Source organism: Liquorilactobacillus ghanensis DSM 18630, from assembly GCF_001435235.1.
Taxonomy (GTDB): domain Bacteria; phylum Bacillota; class Bacilli; order Lactobacillales; family Lactobacillaceae; genus Liquorilactobacillus; species Liquorilactobacillus ghanensis.
The window spans coordinates 25,127-46,881 of sequence record NZ_AZGB01000003.1; the positions used below are offsets into that span (position 1 = coordinate 25,127).

The following is a 21,755-nucleotide window of genomic DNA, read 5'->3' on the forward strand; positions in this document are numbered from 1 at the left end:
ATTAGAAGGGGGCTTTTTTTATGAAGCAAAATTTATCAGAGAAGTTAATTATCCAAAAGCTGGAGTTGCAACAAGCTGGATCACTAACTGATCAGGAATTATTATTAATGATTTTAAAGAGTTTTAGTAATTTGCCGGATGCCAAGCAACGGGTAGTTGATTTTTTTGAGCAGCACATTGATTTGCGCCAGTTAAAATTCTTTGTACCTGCTGATTGGCAGCAGTGGTTAGGCAGTCCGCTTGCTGCCAGACAAGGAAATCTTTTGTGTGAATTTGCCGAACGTTTAGCCAAACGGCCCAAAATGATATTGGGTCAGGTGATCGGCAGTTGTCAACTTGGCAATCAGTTGGTAGATGAATTTGGTTTATACCAGCAGGAGATATTGATCGTTTTGCTGCTAGATACAAAAAATCAAGTAATGGCACGTAAAATTTTATTTAAGGGAACACTGGATGCAGCAACGGTTCATCCACGAGAAATATTTAATTATGCATTGCATTACCCAACTGCCAGAATTATTGTTGCCCATAATCATCCCAGCGGCGATCCAACACCCTCAACTAATGATTTGCGATTGACTAAACGGTTAGAACAATGCGGTCAGCTTCTGGGAATTGCGTTGCTGGATCATTTGATTATTGGATCAAATGAATATTTAAGCTTACGTGAACAAGAAGCTTTAAAATAATTAATCTGAAATTAGTTTTCATTTTCTCAATACCAGCTAAAATTTGATTAAATATTGGTTTATTTCTTGTCGGACGAATAGCCTTATGGTAGACTTTCAATAGTGTTATAAATGGGAATGTTAATTTACTATTTAGAAGATTGTGTATTTTGATACTCAAAAAGTTATGATTTATTAAACTAATTCATTTTTTAGATAATAGTATTTTTGTTTGTTCTCCCAGTGACAGCAACAGATAGTTGTAAAACTCTAGTTGTTGGTGAAAGGCTTGCTCTTACATTGGCAAATGGCCAAAAGAGTTGGCAAACGGTTAGGATTGTGCTGAGTGAGTTATAAATAATACTTAAGAATCGACTGACCGCTTTTAAATTTAGCTTAAATCAGGTATGGTAGATAGGTAAATAAAAGCCACAGCTAATTTGTCTGAACGCTGTTGAAAAAGGTATGCTATAATTAATATATGTGACTAAAGTCTCAAGCAATTAATCAAAGAGACGGTTTGTGAAGGGATGAAAATAAGTGTTCGGATTAGGAACGAAAAATATTGGAATTGATTTAGGAACAGCTAATACAATTGTCTATGCTGAGGGAAAGGGAATTGTTTTGCGTGAACCTTCAGTGGTAGCTAAAAATACAAAAACTGGTGAAATTGTATCAGTTGGTTCGGAAGCTCGCGATATGATCGGTCGTACTCCAGCAAGTATTGTGGCGATCCGGCCAATGAAAGATGGTGTGATTGCCGATTATGATACCACAGTTGCCATGATGAAGTATTATATTGATAAGGCAATTGGTCATCGTGCTGGCAAACCTTATGTTATGGTTTGCGTTCCTAGCGGGGTTACTGAAGTTGAAAAACGGGCGGTCATTGATGCTACACGGGTAGCGGGAGCACATGACGCTTATGTGATCGAAGAACCATTTGCAGCGGCTATTGGAGCCGGTTTGCCGGTAATGGATCCGACTGGAAGTATGGTTGTTGATATTGGCGGTGGAACTACTGATGTTGCAACAATTTCTTTAGGTGGGATCGTATCCAGTCGTTCAATCCGAATGGCAGGGGATAAAATTGATGAATCAATTACTTCTTATGTCAGACAGCACTTCAATTTGCTAATTGGTGAACGAACAACTGAAAAATTAAAAATTGATATTGCGTCGGCTTCAATTGAAAAAGCTGCAGAACTTGATAAACAGACAATTCGTGGTCGCGATTTGATTACCGGTTTACCAAAAACGATTGAAATTAAAGCGGATGATGTTGCCCGAGCAATTCAGGAAGTAATTCAAGAAATAATTGCTGCAATTAAGGAAACATTGGAAGAAACATCACCAGAAATTGCGGCTGATGTAATTGATCATGGAATCGTTTTGACTGGCGGCGGAGCACAATTGCGTCACTTGCCTGAAGTTATTTCAGAAGCAACTAAGGTGCCAGTCTTTATTGCCTCTGAACCACTCGATTGTGTAGCAATCGGTACAGGTGAGTCGTTGAAAAATATTGATGTGATGAAGAAAAAATAATAGTGACGAAAAATGGCGTATCGTTTGGGAGGTTGGGGCTTATTGCCAGCCTCTTAATTTTGATACGCTTTCGTCTTTTTGGAGGTCAAAATGCAAAGATTCTTTTTTAACAAAAGATTGGTTATTATTTTAATCACTTTAATCATCGGTTTTTCGCTAATTGCCTTCTCAATTGTGATCCGTAATAATCGTAAAACACCAACAGTTGTTCAACAATTCGGTAATAGTGCGGTTGGTGTTGTAAATCAAGTTGTTGGAGCTCCAGTCAGTGGAATTAAAACAGTTGGGACATCAGTTTCAGAACTGTTGAATACCTATAGTGAAAATCAACAATTAAAAAAACAGGTTGATAGTTTAGCTTCAGAAAAAGTTCGTAATCAAACACTAACTAGTGAAAATAAAAAATTGAAAACTGAATTAAAATTAAAAAGCAGTTTGACTAATTTTGATTTAGTTTCAGCGGCGGTGGTTTCGCGGGCACCTTCTTCATGGCAAAACCAATTAATCATTAACAAAGGATCATTGTCAGGAATCAAGAAGAATCAAGCGGTAGTTTCGCAACACGGTTTAATTGGCCGCGTCATTGAAGTTAATTCAGCTTCAAGTAAAGTAGAGCTGATCAGTAATGAGGACAGCAGTTCTAATCAATTCGCAACGCAAGTTTTGAGCAAGTCTGGCAATATTAATGGATTAATTACCGGATACAGCCAAAACACCAATTTATTGACAATGGGTCAAATTACTTCACAAAAGAAGATTGAAAAAGGTGATCGGGTCATCACTTCCGGTTTGGGCGGTAATTCACCAGAAGGGCTGTATGTCGGTCGGGTTGCTAAGGTTGAAAAAGATGACTATGGTTTAGCTTCTAAAGTTTTGATCAAACCGGCGGCAGATTTGTCTGATTTGGAAATTGTTTCTGTTGCTAAAAGAGCTGATTAGAGGGTGTGAAAAGTAAATGAGAATTTCTAAGTTACGTTATTTTTTTCCACTGGGTCTATTGATCAGTTTATTACTGGATGGCATTTTCAGTAATTTATTTGCGGCTAATTTTTTTCAAGTTAGTTCTTCAATTGAGAGTCGTTTGATCGTCGTTTGGCTGGTTATGGCTTTATGTTTTGGCGAAATTGATCATCCTTATCTGTGGTCAATTATCGCTGGAGCAATTTTTGATGCTTATTACACAGGTATTATTGGTCCAATGATTATGCTTTTACCATTGATAGTCTATTTAACATTGTTAATGTTTCGTTTTTTCACCCCATCATTTATTGTGGTACTATTAATATGTCTAATTGACATTACGGTAATTACATTTTTGTTTTATGGGATTTTTTCTTTGATATCATATACTGATGCTTCAGTGGCAACTTTTATCGGAGAAACTCTAGGACCAACGTTAGCTTATAATTTAGCAGCTTTTGTCATTTTGTATTTACCGTTGAAGAAATTTTTTGAGCATTTTTCTCAGAATAGGAGTGCCTGAACATGAAAAGCATTGTTCTCAAGGGACATAACGACGGTTATGAAATTAGTCTAAAAGATAGTGCCAGTTTTACCGATATCTTAAAAGAACTGAAACTGTTATTTGCTGATTTGAGTGTTAAACAAACTTTTAATCAGCAGGAGTCAGTTGCATTTGAGATTACAACTGGAACCCGTTTATTATTAGCTGAGCAAAGAAAAGCAATTGAAGCAATTGTAAGTGCCTATCCGCAGTTTACAATTTATAAGTTTTCAGCTGACGTTATTTTGACAAGTCAAGCACGTGAAATATTGCAGCAAAAGAGTTTGCATTTGGAAGGCGGAATTATCCGCAATGGACAAGTAAAGGAATTGACCGGTGATGTTTTGTTTATCGGTACTTTACATCAAGGTGGGATGCTGCGGACAACTGGCAGTATTTTTTTGCTTGGAAATTGTGAGGGAATTTTACAAGCTGGTTATCCTAATGATTCAGCAGCAGTGATCGTAGGCGATTTTCACCGCGCACAACAGATCCGAATTTCGGATGCGATAGCAATTATTGCCCAAGAAAAACAGGCGGTGACAGCTGAAACAGCAGCTTATGTTAATGATTTACATGTCTTAGACTATACTAAAAGAGAACAGGTCAAGCAAATTCGACCAAAGCTTTTTGCACGGACGGGGGGACTTTAAAAGATGGGAAAAGCGATTGTGATTACTTCTGGCAAAGGTGGAGTGGGCAAGACGACTACTTCGGCTAATTTGGGAACGGCTTTAGCTTTGCAAGGAAAAAAAGTTTGTTTGCTGGATTTGGATATCGGACTGAGAAATCTTGATGTTATTTTGGGATTGGATAATCGAATTATCTACGATATTGTTGATGTTGCAAATGGCCGGGCCAAATTACAGCAGGCTTTGATTAAAGATAAGCGATTTGAAAATAAGCTTTTCTTATTACCAGCTGCTCAAAACGCAGAAAAAACCGATTTAACACCAGAACAAGTTAAAAAAATTGTGTTGGAGTTAAAACCAGATTTTGATTTTGTTTTAATTGATTGTCCAGCCGGAATTGAACAAGGATTTGTTAATGCGGTTGCCGGAGCTGATACGGCGATTGTTGTTTCAACACCTGAGATTTCTGCTGTACGTGATGCAGATCGGGTAATTGGTTTACTAGAACAGCGCAACTTTAAAGAAGTGCCACAGCTGATTATCAATCGTATTCGACTGAATTTAATGAATGATGGTCAAACAATGGACATTGATGAAATTACACGCCATTTATCAATTAAATTGTTGGGCATTATTGTTGATGATGATCAAGTTATTTCGACTTCGAATCACGGTGAACCAATCGTGTTGCAGGAAAATAATCAAGCAGCACAGGGATATCGAAATATCGCGCGTCGTTTACTGGGTGAAACGGTACCGTTAATGAATATTGAACAAGCTGAAAAGCCTGGTTTGTTTTTGCGGATGCGTTCGTGGTTCAAGAAAAAATAAATTGACTTAAAGCAGATTTATTGGTAAAGTGAAATCGTTATTGAAAAAGCTGTGAGCGAATGAGTAATTTAAAAATTTTCTATTAGAGAGCAATTGGTTGGTGCAAAATTGCGAAAATTTTAAATGAAACACTTTTGTGAGCTGATAAGTTGAACACTTGTAGTAAGCTAGTAAACTTTTCCGGAAGCGCCGTTACCCCTTAAAAGTTTGGTTGAACTTGATGAGTCTGTTAGTGTGAGCTGACAGAGTACATGAGGTGGTACCGCGTGTTATGCGCCCTCTTAGACAAATTTGTCTAAGAGGGCTTTTTTGTTAGTACTTTTTATAAAAGGGGAGTTGCCAGATGCACTATATTTTACAGATTTTGCCTTCATTATTGGGGGGAGCCAAGTTAACGCTCGAAATATTTTTTTGGACATTGGTTGGATCGTTGCCGTTGGGATTGATTGTTGGACTAGGGTTAACATCGCATTTTAAACCATTGAAAGCTATTTTGCATTTTTATGTTTGGCTGATGCGAGGAACGCCATTATTGCTGCAGCTGATTTTTGTGTTTTATGGTTTACCGTTGATCGGTAATGGAATTTTTACTTTGCAACGCTATGATGCTGCTTTATTTGCCTTTATTTTAAATTATACTGCCTATTTTGCTGAAATTTTTCGTGGTGGGCTGCAATCAATTCCTAAAGGTCAGTATGAAAGTGCTAAAGTTTTACGTTTGAGTTATTGGCAGACAATTCGTAAAATTGTAACTCCGCAGGTGGTTAAAATTGTTTTGCCTTCAATCGGAAATGAAGTTATCAATTTAATTAAAGATTCCAGCTTAGTCTATGTTATCGGCTTAGGTGATCTGCTGCGAGCTGGCAATGTGGCAACCAGTCGGGATGTAACTTTAATTCCACTGGTCTTAGTGGGAATTATTTATTTATTGTTAACGGCTGTTTTGACCTTTGTTTTACGCAAGTTCGAACGTCATTACAGTTATTGGAAATAGGGGGCAAATAAAATGTTGGAGTTAAAAAATATTAGTAAGTCTTTTAATCAGCGAACTGTCTGGCATGATTTGAACTTGAAAATTGAAGATGGGAAAATCTTGTGTATTGTCGGTCAATCCGGTGGTGGGAAAACGACACTTTTACGCTGCATCAGCGGTCTGGAAACTTTAGATGCAGGCGAAATGCTGATTGATGGTCAATCATTTAATCCGACAGCTCCGCATGAAAACGATGCAGTTATTGGAGTGGTTTTTCAAGATTATCAGTTATTTCCGCATCTTAAAGTAATTGATAACATTACTTTGGCACCCGAATTAGCTTTAAAGCAATCAGCTAAGCAAGCCAAACAAACAGCTGAAAAGTTATTGGAACGTTTGTCGTTAAGTGATAAGGCTGATTTGTATCCTTATCAGCTCTCAGGTGGTCAAAAACAACGGGTGGCAATTGCACGTGCCTTGGCAATGAAACCCAAGATCTTATGTTATGACGAACCAACTTCAGCTTTGGATCCCGGGTTACGAGATGCTGTCAAAAAAATTATTTTACAGTTAAAACAAGCCGGTATTACCCAAATTGTTGTTACTCATGATTGGGAATTTGCACGGCAAATTGCTGATCAAACCTTTAAATTAGAGCCGCAGCAATGAGTTATCAAAAAGGGGTGAGTGAATTGAAAAAAATGAGGTATAAAAGCATCCTCTTGAGCTTATTAGCTGGTGTTTCACTATTCCTGTTGGCCGGTTGTACCAGCGTTAAACAACGAGCAAATACTACTGATACTTGGCCGAAAATTGCTCAGCGTCAGCGGGTGGTAGTGGGTTTAGATGACAGTTTTGTACCGATGGGCTTTCGAGAAAAAAGTGGTAAATTGGTTGGTTATGATATTGACTTGGCGCGAGCAGTCTTTAAACTCTACGGAATTAAAGTTGATTTTCAAACAATTGATTGGTCAATGAAGGAAACTGAATTACGAAATGGAACGATTGATTTAATTTGGAATGGTTATACTAAAAATCCAGCACGTGAACGGACAGTGGCCTTCAGTGATACTTATCTAAAGAATCGACAGATTTTAGTTACTAAAAAAGCTGCTGGAATCAAACAGGCTGCCAAAATGCAGGGAAAAACGTTGGGAGTCCAAAGTGGATCTTCCGGCTATGAATCATTTGAAGATTCTCCACAATACTTAAAAAAATATGTTAAGCATACGGTTCAATACAGTACATTCAATGATGCTTTCTTAGATTTAAATGCAGGTCGAATTCAGGGATTGTTGATTGATAGCGTGTATGCAGATTATTATATTAAACATCAACCAGATGCCAGCAGTTACCGTAAGTTAGTGATCGGTTTTCCAACGGAAGATTTTGCTGTTGGAATGCGAAAAGGTGATGTAACGCTGCGTAAGAAAATTAATCGTGGTTTAAAAGTTTTGGCAAAGAATGGAACATTGGCTAAAATTAACCAAAAGTGGTTCGGTTCCAGCAAATAAAATATTAATCACTAGGGGTTAAAAATGACAAATTGCTAGTAACAGTGTAAACTGATGCTTGTTAAGGATTTTTTAATTGCTTAATTTAATTTTAAGTTAGAAGGTGGAAATTCGTGCACATTGTCAGTATTTTGGTGGGAATAATTTTTTTCTTGAACTTGATTTTTGCACTTTTTACTGTTTTTAAAGAAAAACGCGATATTGCAGCTACTTGGGCTTGGCTATTAGTGTTATTACTGCTACCGGTTATTGGCTTTATTATGTATTTATTTGTTGGCAAGAAGCTGTCGCGTGATGATATTTATGATATCAAAACCCAGCAGCAAATGGGCCTTGACCAGCTAGTAAATTTGCAAAAAGAACAGTGGCATCAAAAAGATTTATTACCAGCAGATGAACTCACAGATACATCACGGCAAATGGTGCATTTATTTTTAGAAACCGACAAGTCGATTTTAACTAAATATAATCGGGTCAAGTTGTTCACGAATGGGGAACAAAAATTTGCTCAATTATTTGCAGATATTAAAGCAGCTAAAGATCATGTCCATATTGAATATTATACTTTTTATAATGATCAAATTGGTAATCAATTACGTGAGTTACTGGAACAAAAAGCAGCAGCCGGGGTTAAGGTCCGGGTGATTTATGATGGTTTTGGTTCACGAGGAACGACACATAAATTTTTTCAAAAATTAGAAGAACTTGGCGGCTCGGCTGAACCTTTTTTTGGTTCTTATCGTTCATTCCCCAATCTGCGTTTGAACTATCGTGATCACCGTAAACTGGTGATTATTGATGGCAATATTGGCTATATTGGTGGTTTTAATGTGGGTGATCAGTATTTAGGTCGCTCGTCCAAATTCGGTAACTGGCGAGATACACATATCAAGATTACCGGGAATGCAGTAGTGGCCATGCAGTCAAGATTTTTTATGGATTGGAATGCAACTGGTAAAGATAAAAAAGTTACGTATCATGAGAATTATTTTCCATTAAGTACGCCTAGCGGCAATGTTGGAATTCAAATAGTTTCCAGTGGTCCTGAAAGTAAAGTTCAAAAAATCAAATTGGGATATATTAAGATGATCAATAATGCTGATCATGAAGTTCTGATTCAGACACCATATTTGATTCCAGATGATTCATTGTACGAAGCTCTTTCGTTGGCTGCTTTTTCTGGGATTAAGGTTAAGATTATGATTCCTTCAATGCCGGACCATCCTTTTGTGTATCGAGCAACGCAATACTACGCGCACGCACTGTTAGAAAACGGAGTCGAGATTTATCAATATGAGAAAGGCTTCTTACATGCCAAAGTGCTGGTTGTTGATGGGCACATTTCATCAGTTGGTTCTGCAAATTTGGATTATCGCAGTTTTAAACTTAATTTTGAGTCAAATGCTTTTTTGTATGATCCGGAATTCAGTGAAGAATTGCGCCAGACCTTTATGGCCGATGTCAAAAATTCAACTAAATTGACCTTGGCTGATTTTGCTGCCCAATCACGTTGGCTGCGATTTAAACAATATTTTTCACGGCTGCTATCACCGATTCTTTGATAGCCGAAAATTAGGGATTGTAGGGATAGAGAATGTTAAAGTTAATTAAAAAACATTGGTTATTGATAATCAGTTGTTTTATGGCGGTTGTAATCGGGGGATTATTCGCAGCCAGTCAATATTTGTATTACTATGCTTTTGAACCGCAACCACGACTGATCACTAAGTATAAATCAGCTAAACAAAAGTTGGTGGTTAAGGATCAGCATTGGTTAGATCAGACTGCTCAACAAAATTGGTATGAAAAATCGGCTGGTCAGAATCTTCAATTACATGCGGTTTATTTTCCCGCCAGTCAAAAAAGCAATAAAACGATTGTTGTAGCCCATGGTTATCGAGAGAATCATCGTTCAATGGCTAGTTATATTCGCTTATTTCATCGACAAGGCTACAATGTTTTAGCTCCCGATGATCGTGGAGCTGTTGGCAGTGAAGGTAAGTATGTTGGTTTTGGGTGGTCTGATCGGCTTGATTATTTAAAGTGGCTGCATCTATTATTGAATAAGCAAGGCTCTCAGCAAAAAATCGGTTTATTTGGAGTCAGCATGGGTGGTGCAACGGTGATGATGCTTAGCGGAGAACATTTGCCGCGACAAGTTAAAGCAATTTGCGAAGACGCCGGCTATTCAAGTATTGAAGCTGAGTTAACGCAGGAACTTAAAGCCCAGTTTAATTTACCGGCGCAACCATTAATTACGACGGCTGATTGGGCTGTAAAACAGCATACTGGTTTTAGTTTCAACCGGGCTAGTGCACTTACTCAACTACATCACAACCATTTACCGACCTTCTTTATTCATGGAGGTAGTGATAATTTTGTGCCGACTAAGATGGTTTATCAAAATTATCACGCAACTGCAGGTCCTAAGCAATTATGGGTAGTTCCACATGCGGCCCATGCAATGTCATATTACGATCATCCTAAACGTTATTCTCAAAAAGTTGGTCATTTTTTTGCAGAATATCTTAAATAAAAAATACAGCTAACTTGGTCTACTAATTATTAAAACCAAGTTAGCTGTATTTTTAAATTATTTGCAATTGCGGTTGGCCTAATTGCTGCAATAATTTTTGCTGTTGGGGCTCAGCAAGTTTTTCAAGGATCAGAGTTAATTCGTCGGCTGCTTGGCAGGCCGGATCAATAAAAACTGCAGTTGCTGGAATGGCAGCTTGTTGTTTCTTTAATTGCCAAACGCCACCAACTTGGACAGCTTGCTCAATCGTTGCCGTTTTTTGCGTAGTCCAATCAGTTGTTCGTTCACTAAAGTGGGACAACAAGCTAGCAAAATGTGGTTCTAAGAATACTTTGCGTTGGTGTGCAGCAGCTAAGACTAAGTAACGTTGCAGTCTTTCGGGGTTCCAAGGGCTCAACTGAACACCTAACAATCCCTGATGCCGATTCAAGAATTTTTCCCAGTGATGCAACAAGCCGACCTCACCACTGAAACTGTTAGGGGCAGCTGGTTGAAACATGGTTTGACTGGTTAAAAATAGAGTTATTCCTGCTTGACGAAAAATTTTTTGCCAGCGGTGAATGCGCTTGAGGTGCGGTCCGGCTAAAGCAAACGCGGCACAATATCCTAAAGTCTGTTCATTTGTCTTAATTAATAAAGCTAGCGAACCAGTCAATGAGTCGTCATTGCGATAAGCAGTCAAAGAAATTTCACCAAATTGCTGCGTGAAACCAACCGGAATGATTTGAAATTGCTGGAACTGGTTTATTGGTTCGAGTAAGCGGACTCGTTGTAATTTTTGCAGCAAGTAATATAATTCATAAGAAACTTTAATTTTAAGCTCTGGGTCGGTGTTTTTTTGCAGCTTAGCTAAAATTAATGGCGTCAAATGAGTAATAATCAAATATTTTGTTGTTGGTAGAATCCGCTGTTGGATGTCGATTTGAATAATGCCCTTTGAACTAGGAAAAATAATTTCTCCGGTTTTAGCGATTATTTTTTGCATTAGAATGTTCCTTTCATCGATGTACTAGGCAAAATGATTGCTAATCTAAAGTATGCATGTCAAAATTAATTAAACAACAAGGAGGTAATTTCATGTATTTAACAGTTACGCCCTCAGCGGCAGCTAAAATCAAGAAAGCTCAAGACCAAACAGCTAATCAAGTTCTGTTATTAGATTTTGATGACGGAGTTGGAGCATTTTCTCGGGTCGGAAGTTGTACTTTAGCATCTGTTTTCCGGGTTTTATTGGCTGACGATCGACTGGACCTCCATGATTATGATCAAGATCTTGCCTCAAATATCGGCAATTTCAAAATCAAGGGTTACAGTAAAATGTATATGGATCAGCAGATGAAACTAGATTTAAACCCCAAAAATCAAATGTTACGACTAACAGGAGCTAATGCCGGCGAATTAACAGCCGCACTGATGCTGGAAGCAATTTCGCCGGAATCGGTTTAGTAAATAAGAATTATAAGTTCTCATCAGTCTTAAAATCAAGTGGTGATAAAGCTGTAGCAGTAGTAATTAGTTCTGCAGTTAATTCATTGATCTTTTGCGACACATAAGCAGCGTTTTTCAAACTGGCTTGGGTTAAAAACTCAGCCAGTTTTTTATTGGACAAGTTTTGGGCTTGCTGGTCAGTTTGCCGAACGTTTTGATTAAGTTGAATGCGAACTTCTTTTTGTAAGGCAGCTAAAGAGTCGCCGAAAAGATGATAGTGAGCATCAACTAAAATTCCCAATAATTTAAATTGCCAATAAGCAGAATCAGAACTGTAGGTTGCATTTCCGCGCTGATAACTTGTCGGTGTTTGTGTGATTCCAGCATAAAATGGTACAAAAATACTTTGCGCAGTTACACCTAGGGCCAACCAATGAAGACCACTCAACGCTGCCGGATATTCAGGCCGCAGCTGCAAAATGTGTGCTTCTTGGGTCTTAGCTAAGCTAATTGGGCGAAATTTATGATTTAAAGCGGTATTTTGCCGGCTTAAGGGATCATAGACAGTCCCTTGGTAATGTGAACCAAGTAAATATTCTAGATCTTCTCGGTAGATTAAGCGCTCAGCTTGGCGGACAAATGGTAATTGCTGACTTTGTGGATCTTGTTTGCTTTGCGGATTAAAATAGCGCTGACCATACCAAACACGTGGCGTGTTATAGACAGTATCACTTTGATCCTGTGTTCCGAAAATTTCTCGAAAATTAAAATTACTCCGAGAACTGTTTAAGTGATTGTTGAGTACAAACTGTTTTAATCCTTTGGCGGTTAGGAAATTATGCGGATCATTAAAATCAATATTTTGGATAGCCAGCTGATTAGCAACAACCGCATAACAATTATCAGGTATCCGCTGAGCAGCCCAATAATGACCGGTTGCAATTTCTAAATACCAGACCTCAGATTGATCGGAAAACAAAACACCATTTGTTTCGCTGGCGCCGTATTTTTCGATCAATTGACCCAAGTACTTTACGCCGGCTCGTGCTGATTTGATATATGGCAAGGTAATGGTCACCATTGCTTCTTCGCCAATTCCTTTTTCAACTAGGGGATCGGCACCTAATACCCGTTCATTAGCATAAGCACTTTCGGTAGCACTCATAGCGACGCCGTACTCATTGATTCCAGATTCTTCAAAAATGCCGTATTTATCAGTCCATTCAGGAGTAGCGGTGTATTTTCCGCGAATTTTGGGCAGTGTCATCGTAAACCCATTATCGGGTGAAACAAATTGCGGTTCGGCTTGTAATACTTGATGTGGATGAACAACAAAATATTTTGGCCAAGCTGTTTTGGCATCTTCAGTACGGGCAATCATTGTTGATCCGTCGACAGTTGCCTGCCTGCCGACTAAAATACTGGTACAAGCTGAAAAAGTTTTTCTTTCCATTTGTGGGACCTTTCCTTTACAAAATTCTTACCTTTAGTATAACAGTTTTGTTTATTAATAAATATTATCTCGTTAGCATCCAAAAATTGCTTTTTTAGAAAAATTGTTGATTTTTAATTGCTTTCTAATCTTATATTTGGTTTAATAGAGTTAATAATTCGTGTATCAAATTAGAGAAAAGGGGAATTGGGATGCCACTTATACATATTGATTTGCTTGCTGGCCGTTCAGAGGATCAGCTTAAACACTTGGTGGAAGATGTTACCTCGGCTGTTACCAAAAATACGGGAGCCCCGGCTGAACATGTCCACGTTATTCTTAATGAAATGCAGCCGAATCGCTATAGCGTTGGTGGAGTGCTTAAGAGTGATGAAAAGTAGACATTAAGGACAGTCGGAGGTTAGCCCCCGGCTGTTTTTGCTGTTAGGCGGGTTTATTTATTAATTGGGAGGATGTTTGAAGTTGACAAAAATAGCAGATACAGTTGCGATTAATCAGGCAGGACATTTAGAAATCGGAGGAGTAGATTCTTTAGAGATTGTTAAAGAATTCGGTACACCAGTGATTGCTTATGATGTCAAACAAATCAAAACTACGATAAAACACTTCAAACAGGCCTTTGAAAAAGCTGAATTGCCTTATCGCGTAACTTATGCCAGTAAAGCTTTTTCAGCGTTAGCAATGTATCATTTGGTTGCACAAGCTGGTCTTGGCTGTGATGTCGTTTCTGGCGGCGAATTATACGCAGCTTTGAAGGGCGGGATGCCGCCGGAAAAAATTGAATTTCACGGAAATAATAAATTACCGGCTGAATTAGAAATGGCAGTTGATGCCCAAATTGGCTGTATTGTTGTCGATAATTTTCAGGAAATCAAGTTCTTAGCTGAAATTTTACAGCAAAAAAATACCGAGATCTCAGTTGTTTTGCGAGTCGCTCCCGGAATTGAAGCTGAAACACACCGGTATATTTCTACGGGACAACAAAATTCTAAGTTTGGTTTTGATATTCTTAGCGGTCAAGCTGACCGGGCGTTACAAGAATTATTAGCTAATCCGCGGATGAAAGTTCGCGGGGTCCATTGTCATATTGGTTCACAGATCTTTGCAGTTAATGGTTTCTTAATGGCGGTAGACAAAATGGTTGAATTGCTGCAAAAATGGCAGCAGGAGTTTGATTTTACTGCGGAGATTTTAAATTTAGGCGGTGGTTTTGGAACCAAGTATACCGAAGCTGATCAGCCTTTACCACCAGAAGAATTTACTACTAAAATCATTACCGAAGTTAAACAGCGGATCAAAAAAGCACAACTACCACTTCCAGAAATCTGGATCGAACCGGGTCGAGCAATTGCCGGTGAGGCAGCGACGACCTTGTATACTGTTGGTTCGCGAAAAGATGTTGAAGGAGTTTGCCATTTTGTGGCGGTTGATGGAGGAATGGGTGACAATATCCGCCCAGCTTTGTATCAGGCGAAATACGAAGCTTTCTTGGCGGCACGTCCACAGGCTTTGGATGAACAAATTGTGACGGTCGTTGGCAAGTATTGCGAATCAGGGGATATTTTAGTTAGAAGCGCGGCTTTACCGATCACTCATCCAGGTGATATCTTAGCTATCCCTTCAACCGGAGCGTATGGTTACACTATGGCCAGCAATTATAATCGCAATCCGCGTCCGGCCGTTGTTTTCTGTGAAGACGGTCAGGCGAAGTTAATTATTCGGCGGGAAACTTATGCTGACATGTTAAATTGTGATGTAACAGAATGAACTAGTTTAGAGCACTCAAATAGTGGTAATAAAGAAAATTAATTTAACAGCAAAGCGGGCGACACAAATTAAAATTTTGCGTTGCCCGCTTTTTTTCGATATTTTTAGCTCTTGGGCTTTGGTGGAAAACAAGCTTTCCGCGAGCGATTTTACCAGCTACTTGGTAATGTAATTAATTGCCGAATAGCTTTAACCGTAAAACAAATAAGACTGGACAAAAATTACTTTTGGCCAGTCCCGATAATCCTAAAGAAATATTTATTTGGCTAACTGCAAATAATCTGCTAAATAATTGGCCAAACCATCGTGTTGATTGTCAAATTTAGTAATATCATTAGCAATTTTTTTGATATTGTCAGTACCGTTTTTCATAGCAACACCTAAGCCGGCATATTCAAGCATTTCCCGATCATTATGCTCATCACCAAAGGCAATAATGTTTTGGCGTTTAATATGATAACTATCGGCTAAGTAAGCTAGACCAAAAGCTTTACTGATTCCTTGTGGTTCAAGTTCAATAACTGGAGCTGGTCCGCCCCAAACACCGACTGCGACTTCATGATGGTATTTTTCTTTAATCCAAGCAGCAGTGGTAGCTTCTTTTTGCGTTTCAATCATCAAGGTTGCAGCAGCTGGATCATTTTTTAAGCTGTCTTTTGTCAAAGCCTGCTGTTTTGAAACGTCATTCGGAAAAAATTCAGAATGAAAGTCTTGTGGCTGATCAACTAACAAAGTGTCCTTAGCTTCAGCAGCAATAACTTTGATTCCTAATTCGTTTTTGTGGGTTAATAAATCGAATACAACTTCACGTGAAAATGTTTTTTGATATTCTTTGTTCCACTGATGATGCGGAATATGACCCAAAGCACCATTAAAATTGATCATTGGTGTTTTTAAATGCAATTCATCATAATAATTAGCGGAAATCCGGTAAGGGCGTCCGGTTACGATCGAAACGATATGACCAGCTTGTTTAGCCTGTTCTAAAACAAGTTTAGTTCGGACGGTTAACATTGATTTAGCATTGAGGGTAGTTCCATCAAGATCAAGTGCAATTAATTTCTGTTCCATTAACAAAGCCACCTCTTAAATTTAGACTCATAATGTTTAAGATAGCACAAAAAATGCTGATTTACTAGAGATTACGCCGGATTCCGTTGTATAATAAAGACATTACAATTTGGAGGCGAAGGTATGATCACGGTAACTGAAAAAACGGTTAAACAAATTCCCGTTTTAGAATTAATAGATGCAGGCTTAGCAAATGAAGTTTTGCCATTGGTCTTTTTCTACCATGGGTGGATGGGTTGTAAAGAAAAGGTTCTGACTCAAGGATATGAGCTTGCACGCCAGGGCTTTCGTGTTGTCATGCCGGATGCGCTTTATCATGGACAAAGACAGGTAGCTGGTCCTGCTGAAGAACATCAGCTTGAATTTTGGCAGATCATTGCTAATTCAGTTAAGGAATTTCCTATTTTAACAAAAGCTTATGAAAAAAGTGTTGGCATTTATCAACATCAAATCGGTGTCAGCGGACTATCAATGGGTGGGATCACAACTTGCGCTTTATTGCGAGTTTATCCACAAATTACCGCAGCTGTTTGTTTAATGGGGTCACCTTGTCCGGTTAAATTTGCCCGGAAGTTACTAACTAAAATTCCTGGGATGCAAGATGTTGATCCGGCCTATGTTGAACAGCAGCTTTCACAGTTGGCAGTAATTGATCTTTCACAAGAACCGCAAAAAATTGCCAGCCGACCAGTTCATTTCTGGCACGGTTCAGCTGATCCGATGGTACCATACCAGCCAACTAAAGATTTTTATGAGCGGATTAAAGATCACTCCTATGCTCAGAATGTTACTTTTACAACGACTCAGGGAGCGGGACATAAAGTATCCTATCCGACGACCTTGGAAATGGCGCAAAAATTTCATGAGTATTTTGCACAGTAGTTGCTGCTGACGGTAATTTTGGAGGAAAAAATGGCAGAAAAAAGTGTTGAACAAATTAAAGATGAGATTATTGAAAAACTAGAAGATGTTGTTGATCCGGAATTAGGGGTCGATATTGTTAATCTAGGATTAATTTATGAAGTAAATCTGGATAAAAGCGGTCTATGTCAAATTAAAATGACCTTAACGACCATGGGATGTCCATTAACGGATATTTTGGCCGATATGGTTGAGCGTGCATTACAACCATTACCAGAAATTAAGCAAGTTGATGTTCAATTTATTTGGGAACCGGCTTGGACAATTGACCGCATGACCCGTTATGCCAAGATGGCATTAGGGATTTATTAGAAGTCAGGAGAATGATCTTTGCTGAAAAAAAGACTGTGGCTAGTAATTTATACTGCTTTACTAGCTTTTTTGAGTGTATTTATTTTCTTTAAAATTCAAGAACGAGATTTGATTATTCAATTAAACAATCATAATCTCTCACTTGATGCTTATCATGTGGTTTTAAAAAAGCCGTTAACAATTGAAGAATTTGAAAACAAGATCGATCAGGACCAAAAGCTGCCCAGCTTGCAGATTCACTTTCAAAGTCCCAAAAAGAACACTACTTATTTTTTTGGAACGGGTGATTTTGCTGCACCGCCGATGATCAGTGGCAGTTTTTTTCCCGCCGGCGATTTCAAATCAGATGTTTCGGTAATGGTTGTTGGTAAAGATTGGAAGAATAAATTATATACACCTAAAGATCAAAGTTATTTAAAACGTCATGGTCATTATTATCCAGTTTTGGGAATTATGGGCGATAAGTATCGCTCAGACTTGGATCGGCAGTTATTTATTTTACCAAGTACTTCAGCTCGCAAAAAACTGTTGGCAAATCATTTTCGAATAATTGTGGATGGCAAGCAGAAACTAACCAGCAGTCAGTTGAAAGCCGCCCTGCCATTGGATAAGATCTCACGGTTAAAGTCAAAGAAACTGTTTGTTTCACAAGGAAGCTGGACGGTTGCTCATTGGGCTGAAGTTTTAGGATTGCTGGTCGTAGTGATCGGCTTTATTTTGGGAACTGTTTTGTGGCGGTTGCTTGCGCGCCAACGCTATCATGAGGCCCGCTTTTTACAGAAAACATCACAGACATTTATTTTTGAGGAATGGTGTTATTATGCACTTTTTAGCGGCGTAGGGCTCATATTTGGTTTAATTGCGGGAATGATTATTTTTAATATGTATGATTATTTGCTACTGTTGCTATTTGTAGGCAGCATCTTCATTGTTGCTAATTTGTATTTGATTATCCGGCTGAATTCGCTGGTTAAACGGGAGGTTTGATTGGTGAGTTTAAATTTACCAACTGCGTTTATAACTAAATATCAGGCTTTATTGCAAACTGAAGCACCAGCTTTTTTTGCCAGCCTGCAGCAGTCGATCGTTAAGGGATTTCGTTTAAATCCATTGCGAGCAAATTGGCGAACTGTTCAGGCTGATTTGTCTAAACCAATCGCTTATGTCCCAACAGGGTTTTATGGTGAAGTGGCTGGACGTTCGCTTGAACATCAGACTGGTTATATTTACAGTCAGGATCCAAGTGCAATGTATGTTGCCGAAGCAGCAGCTGTTCAGCCAGGAGATAAAGTATTGGATCTATGTGCAGCTCCGGGAGGAAAATCAACGCAGTTAGCTGGCAAATTAGCTGGTCAGGGTTTGTTGGTTGCAAACGAAATTAATCGCCAACGGGGTAAAGTTTTAGCTGAGAATTTGGAACGAATTGGTGCCAAAAACGTTTTATTGCTCAATGAACGGCCCGATCGGTTAGTTAACACCTTCAAGGGCTTTTTTGATAAGATTTTAGTAGATGCTCCGTGTTCAGGAGAAGGGATGTTTCGCAAAGACCCAGCAGCCGTTGAATATTGGTCACCGGATTATTCTGCGGAATGTGCAACCCGGCAGCAAAAAATTTTGACTAGTGCACTGCAGATGCTTAAACCAGGTGGCGAGCTGATTTACTCGACCTGTACTTTTGCTCCTGAAGAAGATGAGCAGATTGCAGCTTGGCTATTAGAGCAGCCACAAGTAGCCGAAATTTTGCCGATCAAGAAATGGCCGGGAATGGAAAGTGGCCGTCCAGAATGGGCAGCAGGGCAAGCTGAGTTACGGCATTGTGTACGGTTATTTCCGCATCATTTTCAAGGTGAAGGTCATTTTATTGCTAAATTTAAAATTACTGCCACACCAATTGAACCGACAACTACAACCAGCCGAACTAAGAAAAATAAAAATAACCGATCAATTTTTCGGGGATTAACTGCTACGGAAAAAAAGTATTGGCAGACATTTGCGCAAACTGTATTAGCAGCAAATTGGGTCGCTCAGGCTGATTTACGGGTTTTTAATGATCGATTGTATTATTACCCAATCACTTGGCCGGATATTTCTAAATTGCATTTTTTACGGCCGGGATTAGAATTGGGAACTTTTAAAAAGGGTCGTTTTGAACCGACTTATTCGTTAGCACTGGCTTTAGCTCCAGCTAGTTCAAAAAGAGTAATTGAGTTGACGCCTGAGCAATGGAATCAGTATGTGAAGGGATTGCCGTTGCAAGCAACTGAGTTTAACCAGTTGTCAAACGGCTGGTATTTGCTGACCTGCCAACAAAAAGCATTTTGTTTTGGCAAATTAACGCAGGGAACTTTAAAAAATGCTTTTCCTAAGGGCTTGCGATTGCGTTATGGAAATTAGCTATTAACTTAACTAGAATAAAAACACCAGCTGGACGAAAATCAGCTGGTGTTTTAGTTTATTTTAATTGTTGTTTAAAATTAAGTAATTCTGGTGAAAGCAAGTATGGAAGCTGTCGTAGCTGAGATATATTGGCACATCCCAGTAAAGCCATCAAGCTTTTCAATTGCTCTTTTAGCTTTTCAATCAAGTTGATTAGTCCATCCACATCTTCTTTAATTAAAGTATGCAAAAACAGACCGGAAATGCCAACATTATCTGCGCCTAAAATTAAGCATTTAATAATATCCAAGGCATCACGGATTCCGCCAGAAGCGGTGAAAGAAAAATCAGCAGCTAGACTTTGACTGGCTAGTAAAGTTTCTGCTGTTGTCAAACCAAAATTATTCAGCAGTGCGAAGTCTTTTTGTCGACGGCGCTGATTTTCAATTTTAGCAAAATTAGTTCCACCGTGCCCAGAAAGATCGACGTTTCGGACGCCAAGCTTTCGTAACTGCCGCAAAGTTGCTGGCGCAATGCCAAAACCAACTTCCTTAACAATTACCGGTACCGAAAGTCCAGCAACAATTTCTTGCAAATTATCTTTCCAATAAAATTGGCGGTCACCTTCAGTCATAACAATTTCTTGCGCGGCATTGAGATGGATTTCCAATAAATCAGCTTGCAGCATGTCGACGGCAGCTTGAGCGTCAGCCAAATTGTGGTTGGCACCAATGTTGCCAATTACCAGTCCCTGCGGCATTGTTTGCCGGACGACTTTAAAACTGGTTTCAGCTTGCGGAAACTGCAAGGCAATACTTTGTGAACCGGTTGCCATCGGAATTTTTGTTTGTGCAGCAGCAGCAGCTAAGCGTTGATTTAGTTTGCCGGTTGCTGGACTACCGCCCGACATAGCATTAATAAAAAAAGGTACGGCTATTTTTTTTCCAGCCAAAGTTGTTGATAAATCAACTTCTGTTACAGAAATTTCGGGTAGGTTATTGGGAATAAGGCGGATCTCAGCTAATCCATTAGCCGTATGAGCTTGATAGAATTTTTCTGCTAAAAAAACGTGCTCATCTTTACGGTGGGAGTGTTGAATATACACCAAACTCATCCTTTCTAAAAATGCAATTTAATCAATTACTTGATGAACATGCAGATCCAACTGTTCAATGCCGGCTTTTTCCCAAGAATCCAGTAAATCATGGGTATCGATCTGTTGCTCAATTACAACTATTCCGCAATCACCGCCACCAGCACCAGATGTTTTGGCTGCACCATGACTTTGTTCGGCTGATTCACAAAGTTGGCGAAGAAGGGGAGTTTCAATTTGAACATTGCTAAGATTGCCAAGCGTCTGCAACAATTTGCGATTATAACGAATTTCTTTTTGAATCAATAGCAAACTTTGACTTTGAAAGCCTTTGATCATTCGTTTTAGACAAGCTTTGCTTTCATGCAGAAAATGCTGGTAGCCAGCCTTGTTTTCTGCGATTTTGACACCAACAGCATCAACCAGATGTGAGGTTGATGCGGGTGATCCGGTCCAACCGATCAGTAATTTCAAATTCTTTGGCGGTGTCAGTAATTCAATTTGTAATTGCGGCCAGGCAACACTGATCAATTTTTTCAATGATAATTGATGGCGAGCACTGCGCAGCCATTTTCGATCGAATGAACGGTAGGCGATCCAACCGCCATAAACGCTGGCAGCAATATCACCTAAAGAACCGTTTCCCTGGATATCAAGATGAGCAATAGCAGCTAATTTAAATAGCTGATCTTTGCTTATCGACAGTTGATAGAAACGGCAAAGGGCTTTGATTGTTGCAACGGTTACTGCCGCTGAGCTGCCTAAACCATACTTCTTGCCATCAGGACTGTCTAGTTCGCTATCGATTTTTAAATGATAGCATTTCATTTGTTTGCCCAGTAATTGAGCGTAGCTTTCAGTTAAGCGAATCGCTGATAAAATATAATGGAATGGATTATCACGGTTATCGAAGACCATATTGTTGCCTTCGCGTTTCCAAAACAGTGAATTTTCTTGATATTGTTTGGAATAGATCGAACCGTAATCATTACTTTCTTGCACCGTGACCGTCACGAATTGGTTAAGTGCCACTAGGATTGCAGGATAACCGGTTTCCACAACAGCGTATTCACCAGCTATGTAGAGTTTTCCCGGAGCTTTGACCGTAATCAAAAAATCATGTCCCTTCGA

General features: G+C 39.0%; 23 protein-coding genes and 1 other annotated feature. Of the genes, 18 read left to right on the forward strand and 5 right to left on the reverse strand.

Going from position 1 to position 21,755, the window contains the following annotated elements:
* Positions 1 to 20: 20 nt before the first annotated feature.
* The 11 genes from FC89_RS01055 to FC89_RS01105 all read left to right on the forward strand — a co-directional run bounded on the left by FC89_RS01055 (position 21) and on the right by FC89_RS01105 (position 10,203).
* Complete coding sequence (locus tag FC89_RS01055) at positions 21 to 689, forward strand: JAB domain-containing protein (RefSeq protein WP_057870698.1); 669 nt, start codon at positions 21 to 23, stop codon at positions 687 to 689.
* A 519-nt stretch (positions 690 to 1,208) separates the two neighbouring features.
* Positions 1,209 to 2,213: a rod shape-determining protein gene (locus FC89_RS01060; RefSeq protein ID WP_057870699.1), complete on the forward strand. Its 1,005-nt coding sequence runs from the start codon at positions 1,209 to 1,211 to the stop codon at positions 2,211 to 2,213.
* Positions 2,214 to 2,303: 90 nt separating this feature from the next.
* On the forward strand, positions 2,304 to 3,152 hold the full coding sequence (mreC, locus tag FC89_RS01065) for a rod shape-determining protein MreC (RefSeq protein WP_057870700.1): 849 nt from the start codon (positions 2,304 to 2,306) through the stop codon (positions 3,150 to 3,152).
* A 16-nt stretch (positions 3,153 to 3,168) separates the two neighbouring features.
* Positions 3,169 to 3,696: a rod shape-determining protein MreD gene (gene mreD, locus FC89_RS01070; protein ID WP_057870701.1), complete on the forward strand. Its 528-nt coding sequence runs from the start codon at positions 3,169 to 3,171 to the stop codon at positions 3,694 to 3,696.
* Positions 3,697 to 3,698: 2 nt separating this feature from the next.
* Positions 3,699 to 4,370, forward strand: a complete 672-nt coding sequence (locus FC89_RS01075; RefSeq protein WP_057870702.1) for a septum site-determining protein MinC — start codon at positions 3,699 to 3,701, stop codon at positions 4,368 to 4,370.
* Between the two features lie 3 nt (positions 4,371 to 4,373).
* A complete protein-coding gene (minD, locus tag FC89_RS01080; RefSeq protein WP_057870703.1) occupies positions 4,374 to 5,180 on the forward strand; it encodes a septum site-determining protein MinD in 807 nt (268 codons plus the stop codon).
* A 42-nt stretch (positions 5,181 to 5,222) separates the two neighbouring features.
* Positions 5,223 to 5,464, forward strand: a binding site (T-box leader).
* 59 nt (positions 5,465 to 5,523) lie between these two features.
* Entirely contained in the window at positions 5,524 to 6,174 is a 651-nt protein-coding gene (locus FC89_RS01085; RefSeq protein WP_057870704.1) for an amino acid ABC transporter permease, read from the forward strand.
* A 12-nt stretch (positions 6,175 to 6,186) separates the two neighbouring features.
* Entirely contained in the window at positions 6,187 to 6,822 is a 636-nt protein-coding gene (locus tag FC89_RS01090) for an amino acid ABC transporter ATP-binding protein (RefSeq protein WP_057870705.1), read from the forward strand.
* A gap of 32 nt (positions 6,823 to 6,854) precedes the next feature.
* Positions 6,855 to 7,667 carry an amino acid ABC transporter substrate-binding protein gene (locus FC89_RS01095; RefSeq protein WP_415590293.1) on the forward strand — a complete coding sequence of 271 codons (813 nt, stop codon included), beginning with the start codon at positions 6,855 to 6,857 and terminating at the stop codon, positions 7,665 to 7,667.
* A 113-nt stretch (positions 7,668 to 7,780) separates the two neighbouring features.
* A complete protein-coding gene (gene cls / locus FC89_RS01100) occupies positions 7,781 to 9,229 on the forward strand; it encodes a cardiolipin synthase (protein WP_057870706.1) in 1,449 nt (482 codons plus the stop codon).
* Positions 9,230 to 9,261: 32 nt separating this feature from the next.
* Positions 9,262 to 10,203: an alpha/beta hydrolase gene (locus FC89_RS01105; RefSeq protein WP_057870707.1), complete on the forward strand. Its 942-nt coding sequence runs from the start codon at positions 9,262 to 9,264 to the stop codon at positions 10,201 to 10,203.
* Positions 10,204 to 10,255: 52 nt separating this feature from the next.
* On the opposite strand, the gene FC89_RS01110 is transcribed toward FC89_RS01105, so the two are convergent.
* The gene (locus FC89_RS01110; protein WP_057870708.1) at positions 10,256 to 11,188 is read right to left on the reverse strand and encodes a hypothetical protein; all 933 of its coding nucleotides are present in this window, start codon (positions 11,186 to 11,188) and stop codon (positions 10,256 to 10,258) included.
* A gap of 92 nt (positions 11,189 to 11,280) precedes the next feature.
* Between FC89_RS01110 and FC89_RS01115 the strand changes: the two genes are divergently transcribed.
* Positions 11,281 to 11,649: an iron-sulfur cluster biosynthesis family protein gene (locus FC89_RS01115; RefSeq protein WP_057870709.1), complete on the forward strand. Its 369-nt coding sequence runs from the start codon at positions 11,281 to 11,283 to the stop codon at positions 11,647 to 11,649.
* 10 nt (positions 11,650 to 11,659) lie between these two features.
* Here FC89_RS01115 and FC89_RS01120 read toward each other — a convergent pair whose 3' ends face one another.
* Positions 11,660 to 13,084, reverse strand: coding sequence for a C69 family dipeptidase (locus FC89_RS01120; protein WP_057870710.1), 1,425 nt, complete (start codon positions 13,082 to 13,084; stop codon positions 11,660 to 11,662).
* Positions 13,085 to 13,269: 185 nt separating this feature from the next.
* Between FC89_RS01120 and FC89_RS01125 the strand changes: the two genes are divergently transcribed.
* Together FC89_RS01125 and lysA are read left to right on the forward strand one after the other, a co-directional pair.
* On the forward strand, positions 13,270 to 13,464 hold the full coding sequence (locus FC89_RS01125) for a 2-hydroxymuconate tautomerase (protein ID WP_477218322.1): 195 nt from the start codon (positions 13,270 to 13,272) through the stop codon (positions 13,462 to 13,464).
* Between the two features lie 82 nt (positions 13,465 to 13,546).
* Positions 13,547 to 14,851 carry a diaminopimelate decarboxylase gene (gene lysA / locus FC89_RS01130; protein ID WP_057870712.1) on the forward strand — a complete coding sequence of 435 codons (1,305 nt, stop codon included), beginning with the start codon at positions 13,547 to 13,549 and terminating at the stop codon, positions 14,849 to 14,851.
* A 258-nt stretch (positions 14,852 to 15,109) separates the two neighbouring features.
* Here lysA and FC89_RS01135 read toward each other — a convergent pair whose 3' ends face one another.
* On the reverse strand, positions 15,110 to 15,922 hold the full coding sequence (locus tag FC89_RS01135) for a Cof-type HAD-IIB family hydrolase (protein WP_057870713.1): 813 nt from the start codon (positions 15,920 to 15,922) through the stop codon (positions 15,110 to 15,112).
* A gap of 123 nt (positions 15,923 to 16,045) precedes the next feature.
* Here FC89_RS01135 and FC89_RS01140 point away from each other — a divergent pair, with 123 nt between their 5' ends.
* The 4 genes from FC89_RS01140 to FC89_RS01155 are packed head-to-tail and all read left to right on the forward strand — an operon-like array spanning position 16,046 to position 19,549.
* On the forward strand, positions 16,046 to 16,804 hold the full coding sequence (locus FC89_RS01140) for an alpha/beta fold hydrolase (protein ID WP_057870714.1): 759 nt from the start codon (positions 16,046 to 16,048) through the stop codon (positions 16,802 to 16,804).
* Positions 16,805 to 16,834: 30 nt separating this feature from the next.
* Entirely contained in the window at positions 16,835 to 17,155 is a 321-nt protein-coding gene (locus tag FC89_RS01145; protein ID WP_057870715.1) for a metal-sulfur cluster assembly factor, read from the forward strand.
* 18 nt (positions 17,156 to 17,173) lie between these two features.
* Positions 17,174 to 18,142 (forward strand): ABC transporter permease, encoded by a 969-nt coding sequence (locus tag FC89_RS01150; protein WP_057870716.1) that lies wholly within the window; start codon positions 17,174 to 17,176, stop codon positions 18,140 to 18,142.
* 3 nt (positions 18,143 to 18,145) lie between these two features.
* Positions 18,146 to 19,549 (forward strand): RsmF rRNA methyltransferase first C-terminal domain-containing protein, encoded by a 1,404-nt coding sequence (locus FC89_RS01155; protein WP_057870717.1) that lies wholly within the window; start codon positions 18,146 to 18,148, stop codon positions 19,547 to 19,549.
* Between the two features lie 58 nt (positions 19,550 to 19,607).
* Here FC89_RS01155 and fni read toward each other — a convergent pair whose 3' ends face one another.
* Positions 19,608 to 20,636 carry a type 2 isopentenyl-diphosphate Delta-isomerase gene (gene fni, locus FC89_RS01160; protein ID WP_157060623.1) on the reverse strand — a complete coding sequence of 343 codons (1,029 nt, stop codon included), beginning with the start codon at positions 20,634 to 20,636 and terminating at the stop codon, positions 19,608 to 19,610.
* Between the two features lie 27 nt (positions 20,637 to 20,663).
* Positions 20,664 to 21,737 (reverse strand): phosphomevalonate kinase, encoded by a 1,074-nt coding sequence (locus FC89_RS01165; protein ID WP_057870800.1) that lies wholly within the window; start codon positions 21,735 to 21,737, stop codon positions 20,664 to 20,666.
* Positions 21,738 to 21,755 lie beyond the last annotated feature (18 nt).